Here is a 16826-nt window from a genome sequence, read left to right as displayed (position 1 = left end):
CATTGCGAGGCGCAGTAAAGGTTGGCGCGTGGGGCGACGAAGCAATCTTTTAAACGGCAAATAGTAAGCATTAACGTATCATCGCTGTTTGCCGTTTAAAAGATTGCTTCGTCGCGGCCAACCCGCCAAGGCCCTTAGCGCCTCGCAATGACGGAGACTGGAGACTGAAGACCCGCTCGCCGTAATAACGCGGATCCTCCAACCGTTCTAATCGTATTTTACCCCTCTTCTCCTTGCGCTATCCTTGCTTTATCCTTGCAGTATCCTTGCTCTATCCTTACTCCCCCCGCCTTTTGTTAAAATAGTATCACCTATTCCTCCCATCTTTGCGCCATGGAATTCGACTACATCATTACAGGCCAGGGCATCGCCGGTACCCTCCTCAGCTATACGCTGCTGCAGGCGGGGCAACGTGTGCTCGTAATCGATGAATACAAGGCCAACAGTGCTTCGCGTATTGCCGCCGGGGTGATCAACCCCGTATCCGGCCGCCGCTTTGAAATGGGCTGGATGTACGAAGAGATCTATCCCTTTGCAAAGCACACCTACCAGCAGCTGGAGCAACTGTTAAATATCCCCGTTTTCCGCGAAAGAGATCTCTGGATGGTGCTCCCTTCTGAACAGCTCCGGGCCGCCTTTCGTACCAAAACCGCCTCCGGGGCCGCCCGGCAGTATACCAGCCCGGCGGATGCCTCGCGCTGGGATGCCTGGCTGCACCAGCCTTACGGCGCCGCCATTGTAAAAGGCGCCACGGTACTGCTGCATAACCTGCTCCCCGCCTGGCGGGCCTATTTACAGCAAAAACAGCTGCTCCGGGAGGAACGCCTGGACACCAGCCTTTTGCAGTTCCATCCCGCAGGGGTACAATACAAAGGCATCAGCGCCCGCGCCCTTATTTTCTGCGAAGGGGCGCAAACGGTAGCCAACCCCTGGTTTGGTCCTCACATCCCATACCTGCTCAATAAGGGCGAAGTGCTGAAAATTCGTATACCCGGGCTGATCACCGAAAATATCATCAAGCGCAGCATCACCCTGGTACCACAGGAAAAAGAGATCTTCTGGGTAGGCTCCACCTTTGCCTGGGACTATCCCGACGAGCTGCCCACCCCGGAAAAAAGGGCTTACCTGGAAGAAGGGCTGCAGCAATTACTGAAAGTACCCTATACGGTGCTGGAGCAGCAGGCAGGCGTACGTCCGTCGGGGAAAGACCGCCGCCCTATTATGGGCCTGCACCCTGCGCACCCGGCTTTGGGCATGTTCAACGGGCTGGGTACCAAAGGCTGCTCATTAGCGCCCTATATGGCCGATCTGCTTAGCCGTCACCTCTTACAGGGTGCGCCGCTGCTGCAAGAAACTGATATTAAACGATATTTTAATGGATGAACAGGTGCAAATCCAGGCCTTAAAATGTATATTTGCCCCCCATAATAACAAGTAGCTATGTACAGAACGCATACATGTGGAGAGCTTAGGATAGAGCACGCTGGTCAGCAGATAACCCTGGCTGGCTGGGTGCAGACAGTAAGGAAATTTGGCAGCATCACCTTTGTGGATCTGCGCGACCGTTATGGCATCACCCAGCTGTTGTTTGGCGAATCCCTCAATAGCAAGCTGGATGCAACTCCCCTGGGCCGCGAATTTGTACTGCAGGTAAGCGGTACCGTAACCGAGCGTACCAGTAAGAACCAGAATATCCCTACCGGTGATATAGAGATCACCGTGAGTGACTATAAAATACTCAATGCGGCCAAAACGCCGCCCTTTACCATCCAGGACGATACCGACGGTGGGGACGAGCTGCGGATGAAATACCGCTACCTTGATCTGCGCCGTAATGAAGTGAAAAAGAACCTGGAACTGCGCTACCGCGTAAACAGGTCTGTCCGCAACTTCCTGGACACCAGGGGATTCATGGATATTGAAACGCCCTTCCTGATCAAGTCCACCCCCGAAGGTGCCCGCGACTTCGTAGTGCCCAGCCGTATGAACCCCAACGAGTTCTACGCGCTGCCGCAATCCCCGCAAACATTCAAACAGCTGCTGATGGTAAGTGGTTACGACCGTTACTACCAGATCGTAAAATGTTTCCGCGATGAAGACCTCCGTGCCGACCGCCAGCCCGAATTTACACAGATAGACTGCGAGATGAGCTTCGTAGAACAGGAAGATATCCTGAACACCTTTGAAGACATGGTAAAACACGTTTTCCAGGACATCAAGGGCATCACCTTCAACGAACCTTTCCCCCGCATGACCTGGGAAGACGCCATGGAATTCTACGGCAACGATAAACCCGATATCCGTTTCGAAATGAAACTGGTCAACCTCACAGATCTTGTGAAAGGCCAGGGCTTTAAAGTGTTTGACGAGGCAGAACTGGTAGTGGCCATCAATGCCAAAGGCCTGAGCGAATACACCCGCAAACAGCTGGACGAGCTGACGGAATGGGTTAAACGCCCGCAGATAGGCATGAATGGCCTGATCTACGTGAAGTATAACACCGACGGCACCCTGAAAAGCTCTGTGGATAAATTCTTTGACGAATCCAAACTGAAAACCTGGGCGGAAAAAGCACAGGCACAACCGGGAGACCTCATCCTGGTGCTGGCCGGACGCGAAGAACGTACCCGCAAAGCCATGAGTGAGCTACGCCTGGAAATGGGCGAGCGCCTCGGACTTCGCAACAAAAACGAGTTTAAACCGTTATGGGTGATAGACTTCCCGCTGTTTGAGTATGCAGAAGAGGAAAACCGCTGGGTGGCCCGTCACCATCCCTTCACATCGCCTAAGCCTGACCAGCTGGCGCTGATGGACGACACCTCCAAATATGGACAGATCAAAGCAAATGCATACGATATTGTGCTGAATGGAACAGAAGTAGGCGGCGGCTCTATACGTATCTTCCAGCGCGAGCTGCAGGAAAAGATGTTCGCCGCACTGGGTATGAGCCCCGAAGAAGCGCGCCATAAATTCGGCTTCCTCTTAGGCGCCTTTGAATATGGCGCTCCGCCCCACGGTGGTATCGCCTTCGGCTTTGACCGCCTTTGCTCACTGCTGGGCGGCAGCGAAAGCATCCGCGATTTCATCGCCTTCCCGAAGAACAACTCCGGCCGCGATGTAATGCTCGACGCCCCAAGCAGTATCGACGATGCACAGCTGCAGGAGCTCAGAATAGACCTCGTAAAGGAAGTAAAGCAATAAAGGCATATATTTTGCAATAGGCAGCTGCCTTTATTAAACCAGGATCCCCTTTGACGCCTATATGAAATAAGGTATCAAAGGGGATTGTTATAAATAAAGCGCGGATTTTACCACAACTATCAAATATATTACATAATATTGTAAATTGACTAAACACAAAAAGGTACTGCCATGAGAGGCAAAAAACTACTCAGCGGGTTGGTATGGTTTTGTGCGGTGATATTTTCCCTGTTGCCGTCGCAGACTACGCACGCGCAACAAGTTAAAAGGCGCTACCTGGATAAATTCCAGGAACTATCCATCAAACTGATGAACGAAACCGGCATACCCGCCAGCGTTATATTAGGCGTAGGCATGCTGGAATCGGGAATGGGCACCAGCCGCAACGCCAGGCTGCTGCATAATCATTTCGGCATCGTTGGCCGCAATTCCCTGGCTAAAAAGCATCCTACCTATCGCTCAAAATACAAGGAGTTCAAAACGGATACCGCCTGCTATGAGCATTTCGTAAAACTGCTCGCCCGTAAAAAATGGTATCCCCGGCTGAAAGGCACACCCGAATACGCCGTCTGGCTAGACCATATGAACCGCTCCGGTTACAGCACCGCCGGTCATGAATGGATTAAAAGGGTCACTAACCTCATTAAGAAGTATAAATTGTATAAATTGGACTCCCAAATGGATTTCGCTAAAAACGCTGACTAACAGCTAAAAGCCAACCGCAAAGCTAAACATCACATGCCTGCCAACAATAGGTCTGCACATCCCTTCTATATTATCGCCGGTACCATGGTGTGCCTCCTGGGTTTGTCCATGGTCAGCAAAAATTTTTCCCTGAAAGGCCTTAGCATCCGCAAAGTGGATCTGCTGGCAGATATCCGGAGAACAATACCCGCTACAACGCCTGCTGTACCGCTTACACCTGCAACCGGGGATGCTCCGCCTGCAGATAACACGGTAACCGCTGATTCCCCGGCTTCCGGCCGCCGCCCCCGCACCTACGATTACATGACCTATACAGGCATCCAGGAATACCAGGACTCAAGCGGTAGGAGCTACGGCCTGCATCATTTCCTGGCTGCATTGGGAGACCTTAAAGCCCGTAAAAGAAAAAAAGTACGGGTGGCCTACTTCGGCGACTCCATGATAGAAGCCGATCTGATTACCGGCGATCTGCGCGACAGCCTTCAGGCTTATTTTGGCGGTGAAGGTATTGGTTTTGTACAGATCACTTCTGTAGTAGCCACCTGGCGTACCTCTATCCGTCATACTTTTTCTGAAGACTGGAAAGATTATCACTTCAAAAATAAACCTCCTGAAAATACGCTCCTGGGCATCTGTGGCCACGCCTTTGTGCCCGCCTCCGAAAGCTGGGTTAAATACAGTCCTGTACAAAAGCCCGGCCTGAACCGCTTTAACGAAGTAGGCCTGTTATATGGTCCTGCTGCGGGCAGCAATCTCCTGATCAACGATAAACCTTATACGCTGAACGGTACTGCCGCTGTAAACGAACTGCTGCTGCCGCACAATGATGTACAGAATGCCGTAACGCTCAGGTACCAGGGTGGCGCTACACCGCCTGCCCTGTATGGCCTCAGTTTTGAAAGCGATAGCGGTGTTTTTGTAGACAATTACTCTTTCAGGGGTATCACCGGCCTGGAACTGGCCTACCTGAACGCCCAGATGATCCGGCAGATGCAGCAGGCGCATACCTACGACCTGGTGGTGATCCACTACGGCGCCAATGTGCTGTTCCGCCCTGAGCTCACAGACTACAACTGGTACGAAGAGTCCATGCAGAAAGTAATGGATTCCTTTTGCAGGAACTGGCCCAACACCTCTTTTCTGGTAATAGGCACCGCAGATAAAGGATATATGAAGGAAGATCATTTTGTAACGGCGCCGGGCGTACGTCCCCTGTTGAAAGCACAACATGAGCTGGCAGCCGATAACGGCACCGCCTATTGGAACCTCTTTGCCGCTATGGGTGGCGATGGTTCCATGGCGCGCTGGGTACAGGAAGATCCGGCCTACGGCAAAAAAGATCATACACATTTTACCACATACGGAGCGCGCAGGGTGGGCGGGCTGCTGTATAAAGCGATCATGGATGAATTCAGGCAGGAGGTACACCCGTAATAAGAGCATCCGCCTCACATTTACGGTTTTCATAGGAACATTGATCACTGGAGGGACAGTTATCGCGCAAAGCGCAAAACCCGCTGTGCATAACACCATCCAGCAGGATACTGCCCTGTACCGCTTTTTTGAAGCGCTGCAGCAGGCAGACAGCAACGTAGTGAGCATCCTTCACCTGGGGGATTCACATATACAGGCAGGTAGCTACCCGGTGGCCATAGGTACCGCCCTGCAAAAGGAATTTGGGAATGCGGGCCGCGGCTGGGTATTTCCCTATAACCTGGCAGGCACCAATGGGCCGGACGATTACCGCTGGAATAGTACCGCACGGTGGCAGACAGATAAGGTGATAGACCGCAATAAAGAACATGCGCCCGGCCCGGGCGCTATCGTGATCGCTACCGGCAGCAACTCACCTGTCCTGTATTTCAATGGCCGCTCAGAGAACGGACTGGATGATGAAGTAAGCAAAGCGCAGCTCTTTTACGACGCAGGCTCCGCCAATAGCAGCGTACTGTCGCCCGGTGGAGCGATCAACATCAGCCCTGCGCCTTTTGAGGGCACGCCCACGCTCAGCAAGGCGACGCTGGAATTTCCAGCTGCCGTGCAGTCCTTTCAGGCTCGCTGGGAGAACACCGGTACAGGGCCTTTCCAGTTTTACGGCGCTATATTGCAGAATGGTCGTAATGGAGTGCTGTATCATGCGATCGGCATCAACGGTGCAATGTTCCAGCATTACATCGAAAACCCGCTCACGCTTACCGCGCAGATGCAGGTACTGCAACCGCAGCTGGTGATCATTTCGCTGGGCACCAATGAAGCCTACAGCGGCTTAAGCGCAGCTGCCATTACTGCGCAGATAGACAGTGCAGTGCACCTGCTCAGGCAACAACAACCGGATGTGCCCATCCTGCTAACTACGCCGCCGGAATGTATGCGTACGGTGCGCAAAGCTTTCCGGAAAAAGGTGGGCAAAAAGTACCGCACCTGGTACCGCGTTAGTCATTCTCCTAACCCGGCTATCGGTATGGTCACACAAGAGATCATTGATTACTGCCGCGACAATGGCCTGGCCTGCTGGGACTTCAATGCGCTGAATAAAGCCATGAAGAACAGCTTCGCCGCCGGATGGGCGCCGGATCATATACATTTTAACGCACGCGGTTACCAGCTGCAGGGCCGTTTACTATACGAAGCACTGCATCAGGCATATAAAGCATATCTGGAAAAGCATGGAAAGGATATTTGATATAGACATTCATAAACTGTTGTCCGTACTCCTGTACAATCCGAAGGATCCCGTACTGTTCAACAGCGCCTTCTTCTTTTATTACTTTGCGATCTTCCTCTTATGCTACCTGGCCCTGTCCCGTAGCAAAACAGGCAGGGTATGGGTATACACGGTTTTTTCCCTGTACTTCTTCTACAAGGCCTGTGGCTTCTATGTGGGCCTGGTGATCTTATCGGCTATTGTCGATTTCAATCTCTCCCGCTGGATCTACAATGCGCAGAAACGATCGCTACAGGTGTTCCTGCTGGTGTTCAGTATTATCATTAACATCGGCCTGCTGTTCTATTTCAAGTACACTGATTTCTTCATCGGCATCATCAACGATCTCTCAGCCGGTCATATCCGTCCGCTGCACCTGTTGTTGCCCATCGGTATTTCCTTCTATACTTTCGAGAACCTGAGCTATACCATCGATGTGTATCGTCGCGAAATAAAGCCGGTAGACCATTTCATGGACTACCTCTTCTTCCTGTCCTTTTTCCCTAAATTAATGATGGGACCTATTGTAAGGGCGGCAGACTTTATTCCGCAGATCTCGCAACCTTATCAGCTGGACCGGGATGATATCGGCAAAGGCATGTATCTCATCATCAGCGGGCTGTTTAAGAAGGTAGTGGTCTCCGATTTTATCTATCTCAATTTTGTACAGTATATTTTCGATGACCCTTCCCGGCATACCGGACTGGAATGCCTGCTGGGCGTGTACGGATACGCACTGGTCATCTACTGCGATTTCTCCGGCTATTCAGATATGGCCATCGGCATTGCGCGCTGGACCGGCTTCAAGATCCCACCTAACTTCGAAACACCTTATCAAAGCGCTAGTATCACGGAGTTCTGGCGCAGATGGCATATCTCCCTCTCTTCCTGGCTGCGCGATTACCTCTACATTCCGCTGGGCGGCAACCGTAAAGGCAAGTTCAGGCAATATGTAAACCTGGCCCTCACCATGCTCATCGGCGGGTTCTGGCATGGCGCCAGCTGGAACTTTATCTTTTGGGGCGGCCTTCATGGCCTTGCTTTGGCAGTGGATAAGGTAAGGATCACCTGGTTAAAGCGCTCCGGTATTGAGCTTAAAGGCTTTGGAAAATATGCTTTCAAAGTGCTGGGCATCCTCATTACCTTCCATTTTGTTTGCTTCTGCTGGATCTTCTTTAAGGCCGCTACTTTCCACGATGCCTGGGCCCTGCTGCACCAGATTGCCTATGACTTCCAGCCCGGTATATGGCGTGAGCTGTACCAGGGCTACAGTACCGTATTTGGCTTAATGCTGCTGGGTTTTGCGCTCCATTTCCTGGCTGGCGCCGGTGGTCAGCAAAAGATGGAAGGGGCTTTAACCCGCGTGCCAGTGGCCGGAAGCATTGCCATTATGGTGCTGTTCATCTGGCTGCTCATCCAGGTAAAGACCACACAGCCCATGATTCCCATCTATTTCCAATTTTGATTGTATCGCTCCTGGCCCTACTTTTGCGGCAAGTAATGATCAACCAAAATATACGAACAATGAGACGCCTGCTGGTGTTGTGCCTGTTTTTGATGCTGTCTTTTATCGCAAAAGGGCAGTTCCTGATGGATATGATAGACACCTCCACTTCGCTGGGTAAGGGGATGTTCTCTATGTACAAGAAATATGACGCGCTGCGTTTCAGTGGCTATATTCAGCCGCAATTCCAGTATATCGGTAGTAAAGGCGCTAAAAGCTTTGCCGGGGGCGATTTCCCCGCGGCAGTCAACAACCGCTTTATGCTACGCCGGGGGCGTATTCGCCTGGATTATGAGCGCTATGACGACAATGGCATGCCCATGGTAGCCTTTGCTTTCCAGTTTGATGGTTCAGAAAGAGGCGTTTTTATCAGGGATTTTTACGGCCGTGTGTTTGAAGGCAAATGGAATGTGCTTTCCTTGTCTGCCGGTATGTTTGCCCGCCCTTTTGGCTATGAAGTGAACCTCTCTTCCGCAGACCGCGAAAGCCCTGAGCGTGGCCGTATGTCGCAAACACTAATGAAAACGGAGCGCGACCTGGGCGCTATGATCACCTTTGAGCCCCGCCGGAAAACGCATCCGCTGCGATATTTCAAAATAGACGCAGGATTATTCAATGGTCAGGGCCTTTCAGGACCATCAGATTTTGATAGCCATAAAGACCTGATAGCACGTGTTGCGCTTAAACCATACCCACTGAATAGAAAAGGATGGCTTATTTCGGGTGGTATCTCTACTTTATATGGAGGGATGCAGCAATTCACACACTATATCTACAGATCAGGAAATGCAGCCAGCGGTAAGACCGTATTCAGGGTGGATTCTTCTCTGGCAAATGAAGGGAAGATCGCGCCCCGCCACTATTACGGGGCAGATGTGCAGCTCAGGATCCCCAATGGCAAAAAAGGCAATACGGAATTAAGGGCGGAATACATACGCGGCACACAAACGGCTACTGCGGCCACCAGCGAAACGCCAGGCACTATCCCCGCAGCAGCAGACGGTACGAGGCTACCGCTCTATGTAAGAAAATTTGACGGCGCCTATTTTTATTTCCTGCAGAACCTGGGAAGCCCGCAACACCAGCTGGGATTAAAATACGATTGGTACGATCCAAACAGCGATATCAGCGGTCATGAAATTGGCCAGGCTGATAGCAACACCACAGAAGCCGACATCCGCTTCGATACCTTCGGGGCCGGTTATCTCTATTATTTTAACGAACATCTTAAAATAACACTGTGGTATGACCTTATAAGGAATGAATCTACAGACCTTAAAGGTTATACCACAGATGTAAAGGATAACGTATTTACCTGCCGCCTTCAGTTCAGGTTTTAAAGTGCATTATTCAGGTACACACAAGATGGCATCGGCCATAAGGTCGCCCTGTACGCCCTCCGGCAGCGACAGCTCTACATAATAAGGAGCACCTTTTTTGTAAGAGTAGGAACCTAGGGGCACCCACTCATTGCCATGTTCTTCCAGCGATTGCCGCGTAGTTTTATTGCCGTCGGCAGATACGATATTGAAATTTGCAGCAGGCGCTTTTCCCTGTTTAGTGATGTTATAATAGTAGATAGTATAACGTCCTTCATGCTCCATGGGTGGCGTGAAACGCACGCTGCCGCCTGCTGAATAGGTAACGGAAGTGCCGTAGTTATGCGGTGCTTTGATTTTCTGCCACTGTCCTTTTTCCTGCAGGAAAGTTTTATCGGCATCATCCACCAGTACTTCAGGGATGCTGCCGTCTACCAGCGGATCCTGTTTCAGCTTTTGTTGCAGCGTCTTTACATTAATGTCCTGCACAGCTTTACCATCATTAATGGCCATTACTGCCGCAGCGGCAGACGATTGCCCCAACACCATGAACACCGGCTCCATACGGATGGAACCATAGGCAATGTGTGTGGCCGATAAACACACCGGTACCAACAAATTCTTACATTCCTTTGATTTAGGCACCAGTGAACGATAGGCAATAGGATAGGGGCCCGGCGTACCTTTCTGCACATCGCCTTCATTTTTTACCATGCCATTCACTACTACGCGCTGGCAATTGTGCGAGTCCATGGTGTAGGCAGCCATACCCACCGCATCTTTTACCACTTCCTTGCTTTCGCAGTTGGCCTGCGTCATCACATACTGACCTATCATTCTGCGTGCTTCCCTTACATACAGCTGGAAAGACCAGCCGCCATTGTCGGTATATTCATCTTTAGGATAACCCCATTTCAGCATTTCATTGCGCAGGTCTTCAGGCACCCGTGGATCATGCCCAATGAAATACAGCAGGCCTTTGTTATAATCTTCATGATCCTTGATGATCTTTTGACGGGTGGCATAATCTGCTTCCGGGTAATCGTAGTTCATCCCGATCATGTCTGTAGAGAAAGCGCCGTTGTTGTTGATATCCGTTTTATTATTCGGCATCAGATCAAACTTAAGGCCGCCCCAGAGGTTCTTCCAGCGGTTCTTTTCCAGGATCCTTACCAGCAGCTCATACTTCGAAGGATCGTAGTTCTCAGGCTGCGTAATAGGTATCAGGTTGGCAGGATCGCTGCTCAGGCAGATACGGAAATTATAAGCCTGTACTTTCTTATCGCCGGAACCTGCTTTGGCAAGGGGCTCGGGGCTGATGCCCCATAATAATCCGCTGGAAGGATTGCCCTTTTCGCGGTACGGATCAATGCCATCCGGGAACTGGTGTTTATCCAGCAGCTGTACCCCGTTCCATGTTTCATTATACTCGCTGTTGGCTTCCCGGCCAATGGTGTAGCTTACACCTGCCTCGGCCATCAGGTCGCCTTCATAGCTGCAGTCAATGAACATCTTTGCTTTAATGGTACGCTGTGCAGGTCCGCTGCCTGCTGCCTTTTCCAGGGTAATGGATTGGATGCTGCCCTGCTGCTTGTCTGCTTTCGTGATATAGTAGCTGTACAGCACAGGCACCGCTGCCTTTTGTATGTATTCGTTCAAAATGTTTTCTGCCACATGCGGTTCAAAGACCCATTGTTCAAACTTGCCGTAATAGCGGCCAATGCGCCGGTAGAAATCACGTGCCAGGCCAGTGATGGCAAACTTGTTGCCAATGTCCGTATATCCCAGGCCGCCGGTGGTCATGCCGCCCAGGTGCTTGCCAGGTTCTATGAGCAATACGGTCTTACCCATCTTTTTGGCAGTATAAGCCGCTGTTACGCCTGCAGCAGTGCCGCCGTACACGCAGATATCATAGCTGTCTGCCGATTGCGCGGCAGCATCATGGCCTCCTGCCAGCAAAGCCAGCAGGGTAGTTAAAATGCCTGTTCTTAATTTACGTATGGTCATCATCGTTATTTTGATTATTTATATCCCGGGTTTTGTTGCAAAGTAGCCTGACCGTTCAGGTAACTATTCTGGATCTCTGTTTGTGGAATCGGGTAGTATTCATCTATCCCTTTTGTGAAAACGGCTCCTTTAAGATAGACTCTTTTTACGGATACTTTAGCCAGGTAGGTATTCAATTCCGTATCTGCAATGCCCCATCTTACCAGGTCAAAGAAGCGGTGCCCTTCCATTGCCAGTTCCAGCTTGTTCTCGAACCGCACGGCCTGCTGTGCCGCAGGGCGGGAGGTCCAGGCTTCCTGGTAGATATTCACGTTGTAGTTGGCGGCCGGCGCACCGTCAGGCTGCTGTACATAACAGCCGTTACGTGCGCGGCTGCGCAGCTGGTTCACGTACAGCCTTGCCTTGTCCGGATCACCGATGGCGGCTTCGCATTCAGCGGCCCAGAGGATCACTTCTGCCAGGCGCAGCAATTTTACATTGTTGGCAACTGCGGTAGGGCTGGAGGCATCGGTGAATTTCCCTTGCTGCTCTTTGTAGTATACATTCTTTTTGGGACTGTATGGCCCAGCATAGGCCTGGTTACGGATCCAGGCAGCGCCGGGATGCGGGCCCCAATCCAGGTAGGGGATGCCCCTGCGCCCAACCGTCCAGTCCAGGCGCGGGTCCAATGAACCGGTATAAGGCGTGAAGGGCTGATCAGAGGGAATGCCTTCATCATCCTTTACGTCATCCGTGTTGTAGGTGCTGATCATGGGCAGTCCGTTGACATCCGTTTTATAGGCGTTAACCAGGTCCTGGCTGGGCTGAAAGGTGCCGCAGCATTTACCGGGTCCTCCCGTATAGGGATAATTCAGCACATCGCCCTGGTTGCCGTTACCGCCGTTGGCGCCGTCGTTCACAGAGGTCTGCGCTTCCAGGATAGCTTCCGGGCTGTTCTTGGTAGCCGGGTTGAAATTATCATGGAAACAATCGTTCAGGCGGTATTTCACCCCGCGAGAGTTCTTGCCGTTCGTCAGCACCGCTTCTATCAATGGCCTGGCCTCTGCATATTTGCTTTGATACATGTATGCTTTGGCGAGATAGGCGGTGGCCGCCCATTTGTTCACACGGCCAATAGCGTCCTGCGTTTCGGGCAGGTTGTCCATCGCGAATTTGAGATCATTCATAATATCCGGCCAGATATCATGGTCATTGGGAATCTTCGGGTTCAGGTCTGTTACGTTGTCGTCCAGGTAAGGCACCCTGTTCCAGAGCTTCTTTGCTTCGAAATGATAGAATGCCCGCAGAAAGCGCGCCTGTGCCGCGATATTGGTCTTTTCCCCATCGCTCATGTCTGTTACCTTGCGCAATACTTTAAGCGTATTATTGGCCCGCACAATGCCATCATATAACGTGCGCCATTTACCGAGGTAATAATTATCGGTTGGGTTGGACTCATATCTTTCGATATTGTTGATATCCGGCTGACTGCTGGGGTCAGCGCCTTTATGTGCTTCTCCACCGCGTATACTACCGAAGCTCCAGTTGGAGGCTGTTTGTTCATAGCTGCCACCGGCGCCGATGCCGTCCAGCAGGGAGTAAGCGCCTACCAGGATAGCATTTACGCCTTTTTTGTTGGCCAGTGCGTTTTCATCAAGCGAAAGTGGCTGTTTGTCCAGGAAACTGTCTGAGCAGCGCCAGCCCAGTAGCAGGAGCAGCGCGGTGCAGCCGGTGAATATGAGTTTTTTCATACGTAGATTTTTTGCATCAGGAATTAGAAAGTAAGCGAAAGCCCTACCAGTACCTGCCTGGCGTTGGGATAAAATCCATAATCCACCCCTTTGTTAAGATCGCCGCTGCCGCCAAAACCAGCGTTCATAATATCCGGTTCCAGTCCGCTGTAAGAGGTGATGGTGAAAAGATTGGTAGCCTGTACATATAGCCGCAGCTGATCGATGTTCACTCTTTTCAATAATGCGGCCGGTAATGAATAGCCCACTTGTATGTTCTTGGCGCGCAGGTAAGAACCGTTCTCTATATAGTAGCTGTGTGAAATGCCGTTGCTGATATTATCATTGGCATCCAGTATGGGCAGGCTGGCATTCGGGTTATCCGGCCGCCAGGAATCGTACAGCATGCGTTTGCTGCGGTTGCCTGCAAAGGTCTGGAAGTCTGTATAGTATTTGGTGATGTTGTAAATATCATTGCCCTGGGAGCCGTATAAATACATGTTAAAATCAAAATTGCGCCAGCCCAGGCTGATGTTGAGCCCATAAGTAAAATCAGGATGCGGGTTACCGATAACAGTCCGGTCATTCAGTGTTACGGCGCCATCTCCGTCAATATCCTTCAGCTTATACTTGCCTACAAATTTTGCAGGATTGTTCTTGTCCATGCCTGTTTGCAATGCATGTGATTTTACTTCAGACTCGTTCTGGAAAATACCTTCTATCTGGTAGCCGTAGAACATAGATACCGGCTTCCCTTTTTCTGTAAGGGTGATGGTACCGTAACGGGTGCCGCCGCTGAAGATCTGTTCTGTGCCCGTTTCTCCCAGGCGCAACACTTCATTCTTGTAATGGCTGAAGGTAATGCCAAGGTCGTACTGCAGTTCTCCGCCTATCTTATCGCGGTAGTTGATGCCCAGATCAATACCGATATTACGCATGTCGCCTATGTTTACGAAAGGCGCAGTGGCCCTGCCCGCGAGCGCGGTGAGCTGTGGTTGGGTGAGCATATCATTGGTGCGGCGGTCATATACTTCTGCGTTCACTTCCAATTTTCCTTTGAGCATCGCGATGTCAAGACCGATATTGGTCATCACCGTAGATTCCCATACCGTTGCAGGATTGCCCAGGTTAGCAAGATAATAGCCGATCACGGTGCTGTTACTGGTACCACCCAGGTCATAGTTGGAATTGCGCGGATTGGTGCTGTACTCATAGGCATAATTATAGGCGCGCGGAATTTCCTGGTTGCCAGTAGCGCCGATGCCTGCTCTGAGCTTCAGCTCATCCAGCCAGGGAAGGCCTTTGAGGAAAGGCTCTTCAGACAGGCGCCATCCCACACTGGCCGCAGGGAAGATGCCATAACGTTCAGCAGGGGCAAACCTGGATACACCGTCGCGGCGCAGGATCCCTGTAAAGAGATATTTGTCGCGGTAAGAATAATCCACCCGGCCAAACATAGACGCCAGCGCTGTTTCTGTCTGGCTGCTGGCATTGGTTTGCGTGCTGGGATCGCCGTTATTCAGGTTCCAGATCAGTTCTGATGTGCTGAAATAGTTTACCCTGCCGCCGCTCAGGTTGCGCCCTTTTTCAGAAATAGCTTCTGTGCCCAGCAGGAGGTTCACATGATGCTGACCGAAAGCCTTTTTATAGTTGACGGTGTTGGTGAACACCCAGCGCAGGTTATAATTGGAGTTCTCACTGAAACCATTGTTAGCTGCCGGTTCTGAATGCTCCGGGTTCAGGTAGGAAAAACTATAGCCGTTCCAGTTGGTATAATCTATCCCGAAGCTGGACCTGAACTGTAATCCCTTCAGGATGGTGATCTCTGCATAGGCATTGCCAAAGGCACGATAACCTTTTGTCTTGTTGTCTTTACCGCGGTACAACAGTGCATAGGGATTGGAAGAGTTACCCAATCCTGCGCCACGTGTACCTGCAAAATTGCCGCCGATATCATACACCGGTATAATAGGCGGTACACGCATGGCCTGTACAATGGCATTGCCTTCACCGCTGGCATAATCTCCGCCGGTAGACTCTGTAAAAGCTACCTGCAGGTTCTCTCCAAAGCGGATGTTCTTCTTTACCAGCAGTTCTGTATTGATACGTGCCGAATAGCGTTTAAAGTTGGTATACTTCAGGATGCCTTGCTGGTTAAAGTAGTTGAGGCCAAAAGCATAATTCCCTTTCTCTGTGCCGCCGGATCCGGTGAGCTGGTGATTCTGAATGGAGGCCGGTGCAAAGATCTGCTTATACCAATCTGTTCCATCCTGGTTAGCGCGTACGATCTGGTTGGTGCTCAGGTCATACAGGCTTTCATCTACCTGCCCTTGTTGTTTGCCTGCGGGCAGTATATAGTAAGGGATCACCGGCTGCGCACCATTGCCAAACTGCGGATGTGTAGGATTGCCATTAGCGCCTACCTGTCCGGCATTTTTCAGGCTGGTCCAAATAAGATCAGACCATTCCTTTGTATTCAGCATCTCCGGCCCTTTACCAGGGTATTGCATACCGTAGTATGCATCATAAGAGATCTTAGATACGCCCGCTTTACCTTTCCTGGTGGTAATGATCACAACACCATTACTGGCCTGTGCGCCGTAAATAGAAGCAGCGGCGGCATCTTTCAATACCTGTATAGATTCAATATCATTCGGGTTCAGGCTGTTCAGGCTTTGGCTGCGCGTAGATACGCCGTCAATCACATACAGGGGCCCGTTATCATTGATAGTACCGATGCCCCTGATGCGGATCGTTACGCCCGCGCCGGGTGCACCATTGCTGGTGGCCGTAACACCGGCGGCTCTTCCTTGTAATTGCTGGCCAAAGTTGCCCGCGGGCACAGACAAAAGGTCTTTTGTTTTTACTACTGCTACAGAGCCGGTGATGTCTTTCTTTTGCTGGGTAGTATAACCGGTTACCACTACTTCTGATAATGAGCTGGTAGCCGATGATAATGTTACGTTGACAGTGGCTCCATCGCTGGCGGCCAGCTCCTTTGCTTCAAACCCGATATACTGGAAAAGCAGTACGGCATTATTGTCCGGCGTTTGTAAACGGTAATGTCCTTCAGCATCTGTTACCGTGCCTTTGCTGGTGCCTTTGATCATTACGCTTACGCCTGGTAGCGCCTGACCATTGGCGGCATCTGTCACTTTACCGCTAATGGTAGTATCTGCCGCTATATACGTGTTGATCACGGGGATGATCTCATTAACAGTTGGCGCCAGTTTTCCCGGCGTATAAATGGTATAGCTGTGCTGCCCGAATCGTTTCACCCTCATTCCAAACGGCTGCAGCAGATCTTTCAGCAGCTCATCCAGGCTGCTGTATTGACCCTGCTGGTTACGCAGGTGCAGCAGTACTTTTTCTGCAGTCACCTGTTTTTGCTGCAGTGTTTCGCTATCATAGTCAAAGCTTACCTGGTAACGTTGTGCAATGTTGTGAAGGGCGTCTGTCAGCAGCATGCTTTTTATACGGGCGCTTTTGCGATGCTGCTCCTGCCGCCCGTTCAGGGAAAGATCCTGTGCGGCGGCATTGGGGCGCATGTACAGTAAACAGCATAGGAAGCATAGCAGCCCCCTGTGTGAGTAGAAGAGGTACGTCATAACTGGAATTTAAAAATTAGTGTTTGACGTTTGAAGTTTGAGGTTTGAGGTTCGTTGAAGGCTATAGGT

10 protein-coding genes are annotated in these 16826 nt (G+C 51.0%); 7 read left to right on the top strand and 3 right to left on the bottom strand.

Annotated features, from left to right (window positions below; translation table 11 throughout):
* Window positions 1-333: 333 nt before the first annotated feature.
* From ACR9Y8_RS14495 to ACR9Y8_RS14465, 7 genes are all read left to right on the top strand, one after another.
* Window positions 334-1383, top strand: a complete 1050-nt coding sequence (locus tag ACR9Y8_RS14495; RefSeq protein ID WP_481213955.1) for an NAD(P)/FAD-dependent oxidoreductase — start codon at window positions 334-336, stop codon at window positions 1381-1383.
* A gap of 57 nt (window positions 1384-1440) precedes the next feature.
* Complete coding sequence (gene aspS / locus ACR9Y8_RS14490) at window positions 1441-3201, top strand: aspartate--tRNA ligase (protein ID WP_481213954.1); 1761 nt, start codon at window positions 1441-1443, stop codon at window positions 3199-3201.
* A gap of 171 nt (window positions 3202-3372) precedes the next feature.
* Window positions 3373-3906, top strand: a complete 534-nt coding sequence (locus ACR9Y8_RS14485; RefSeq protein WP_481213953.1) for a glucosaminidase domain-containing protein — start codon at window positions 3373-3375, stop codon at window positions 3904-3906.
* Between the two features lie 33 nt (window positions 3907-3939).
* Entirely contained in the window at window positions 3940-5340 is a 1401-nt protein-coding gene (locus ACR9Y8_RS14480; RefSeq protein ID WP_481213952.1) for an SGNH/GDSL hydrolase family protein, read from the top strand.
* Complete coding sequence (locus ACR9Y8_RS14475) at window positions 5312-6589, top strand: GDSL-type esterase/lipase family protein (RefSeq protein ID WP_481213951.1); 1278 nt, start codon at window positions 5312-5314, stop codon at window positions 6587-6589. The genes ACR9Y8_RS14480 and ACR9Y8_RS14475 overlap by 29 nt, the downstream gene beginning before the upstream one ends.
* A complete protein-coding gene (locus ACR9Y8_RS14470; protein ID WP_481213950.1) occupies window positions 6573-8075 on the top strand; it encodes an MBOAT family O-acyltransferase in 1503 nt (500 codons plus the stop codon). Before ACR9Y8_RS14475 ends, ACR9Y8_RS14470 begins: the two co-directional genes overlap by 17 nt.
* Before the next feature lie 59 nt (window positions 8076-8134).
* Window positions 8135-9454 carry a porin gene (locus ACR9Y8_RS14465; RefSeq protein ID WP_481213949.1) on the top strand — a complete coding sequence of 440 codons (1320 nt, stop codon included), beginning with the start codon at window positions 8135-8137 and terminating at the stop codon, window positions 9452-9454.
* A 6-nt stretch (window positions 9455-9460) separates the two neighbouring features.
* Here the strand turns inward: ACR9Y8_RS14465 and ACR9Y8_RS14460 are convergent, their stop codons facing one another.
* From ACR9Y8_RS14460 to ACR9Y8_RS14450, 3 genes are read right to left on the bottom strand one after another with little or no spacing between them, the layout of a single operon-like run.
* On the bottom strand, window positions 9461-11443 hold the full coding sequence (locus ACR9Y8_RS14460; protein ID WP_481213948.1) for an FAD-dependent oxidoreductase: 1983 nt from the start codon (window positions 11441-11443) through the stop codon (window positions 9461-9463).
* 11 nt (window positions 11444-11454) lie between these two features.
* Window positions 11455-13170 carry a RagB/SusD family nutrient uptake outer membrane protein gene (locus ACR9Y8_RS14455; RefSeq protein ID WP_481213947.1) on the bottom strand — a complete coding sequence of 572 codons (1716 nt, stop codon included), beginning with the start codon at window positions 13168-13170 and terminating at the stop codon, window positions 11455-11457.
* A 23-nt stretch (window positions 13171-13193) separates the two neighbouring features.
* Window positions 13194-16757 (bottom strand): SusC/RagA family TonB-linked outer membrane protein, encoded by a 3564-nt coding sequence (locus tag ACR9Y8_RS14450; RefSeq protein ID WP_481213946.1) that lies wholly within the window; start codon window positions 16755-16757, stop codon window positions 13194-13196.
* Window positions 16758-16826: the final 69 nt, after the last annotated feature.

Source organism: Chitinophaga sp. SVR4-12A (assembly GCF_056754765.1).
This window is presented reverse-complemented; position numbering and strand designations above follow the sequence as displayed.

Bases quoted from the DNA above. Each gene is read 5' to 3' on its own strand.
- ACR9Y8_RS14495 (WP_481213955.1), top strand. From the start codon at position 334: ATGGAATTCGACTACATCATTACAGGCCAGGGCATCGCCGGTACCCTC.
- aspS (WP_481213954.1), top strand. From the start codon at position 1,441: ATGTACAGAACGCATACATGTGGAGAGCTTAGGATAGAGCACGCTGGT.
- ACR9Y8_RS14485 (WP_481213953.1), top strand. From the start codon at position 3,373: ATGAGAGGCAAAAAACTACTCAGCGGGTTGGTATGGTTTTGTGCGGTG.
- ACR9Y8_RS14480 (WP_481213952.1), top strand. From the start codon at position 3,940: ATGCCTGCCAACAATAGGTCTGCACATCCCTTCTATATTATCGCCGGT.
- ACR9Y8_RS14475 (WP_481213951.1), top strand. From the start codon at position 5,312: ATGAATTCAGGCAGGAGGTACACCCGTAATAAGAGCATCCGCCTCACA.
- ACR9Y8_RS14470 (WP_481213950.1), top strand. From the start codon at position 6,573: ATGGAAAGGATATTTGATATAGACATTCATAAACTGTTGTCCGTACTC.
- ACR9Y8_RS14465 (WP_481213949.1), top strand. From the start codon at position 8,135: ATGAGACGCCTGCTGGTGTTGTGCCTGTTTTTGATGCTGTCTTTTATC.
- ACR9Y8_RS14460 (WP_481213948.1), bottom strand. From the start codon at position 11,443: ATGATGACCATACGTAAATTAAGAACAGGCATTTTAACTACCCTGCTG.
- ACR9Y8_RS14455 (WP_481213947.1), bottom strand. From the start codon at position 13,170: ATGAAAAAACTCATATTCACCGGCTGCACCGCGCTGCTCCTGCTACTG.
- ACR9Y8_RS14450 (WP_481213946.1), bottom strand. From the start codon at position 16,757: ATGACGTACCTCTTCTACTCACACAGGGGGCTGCTATGCTTCCTATGC.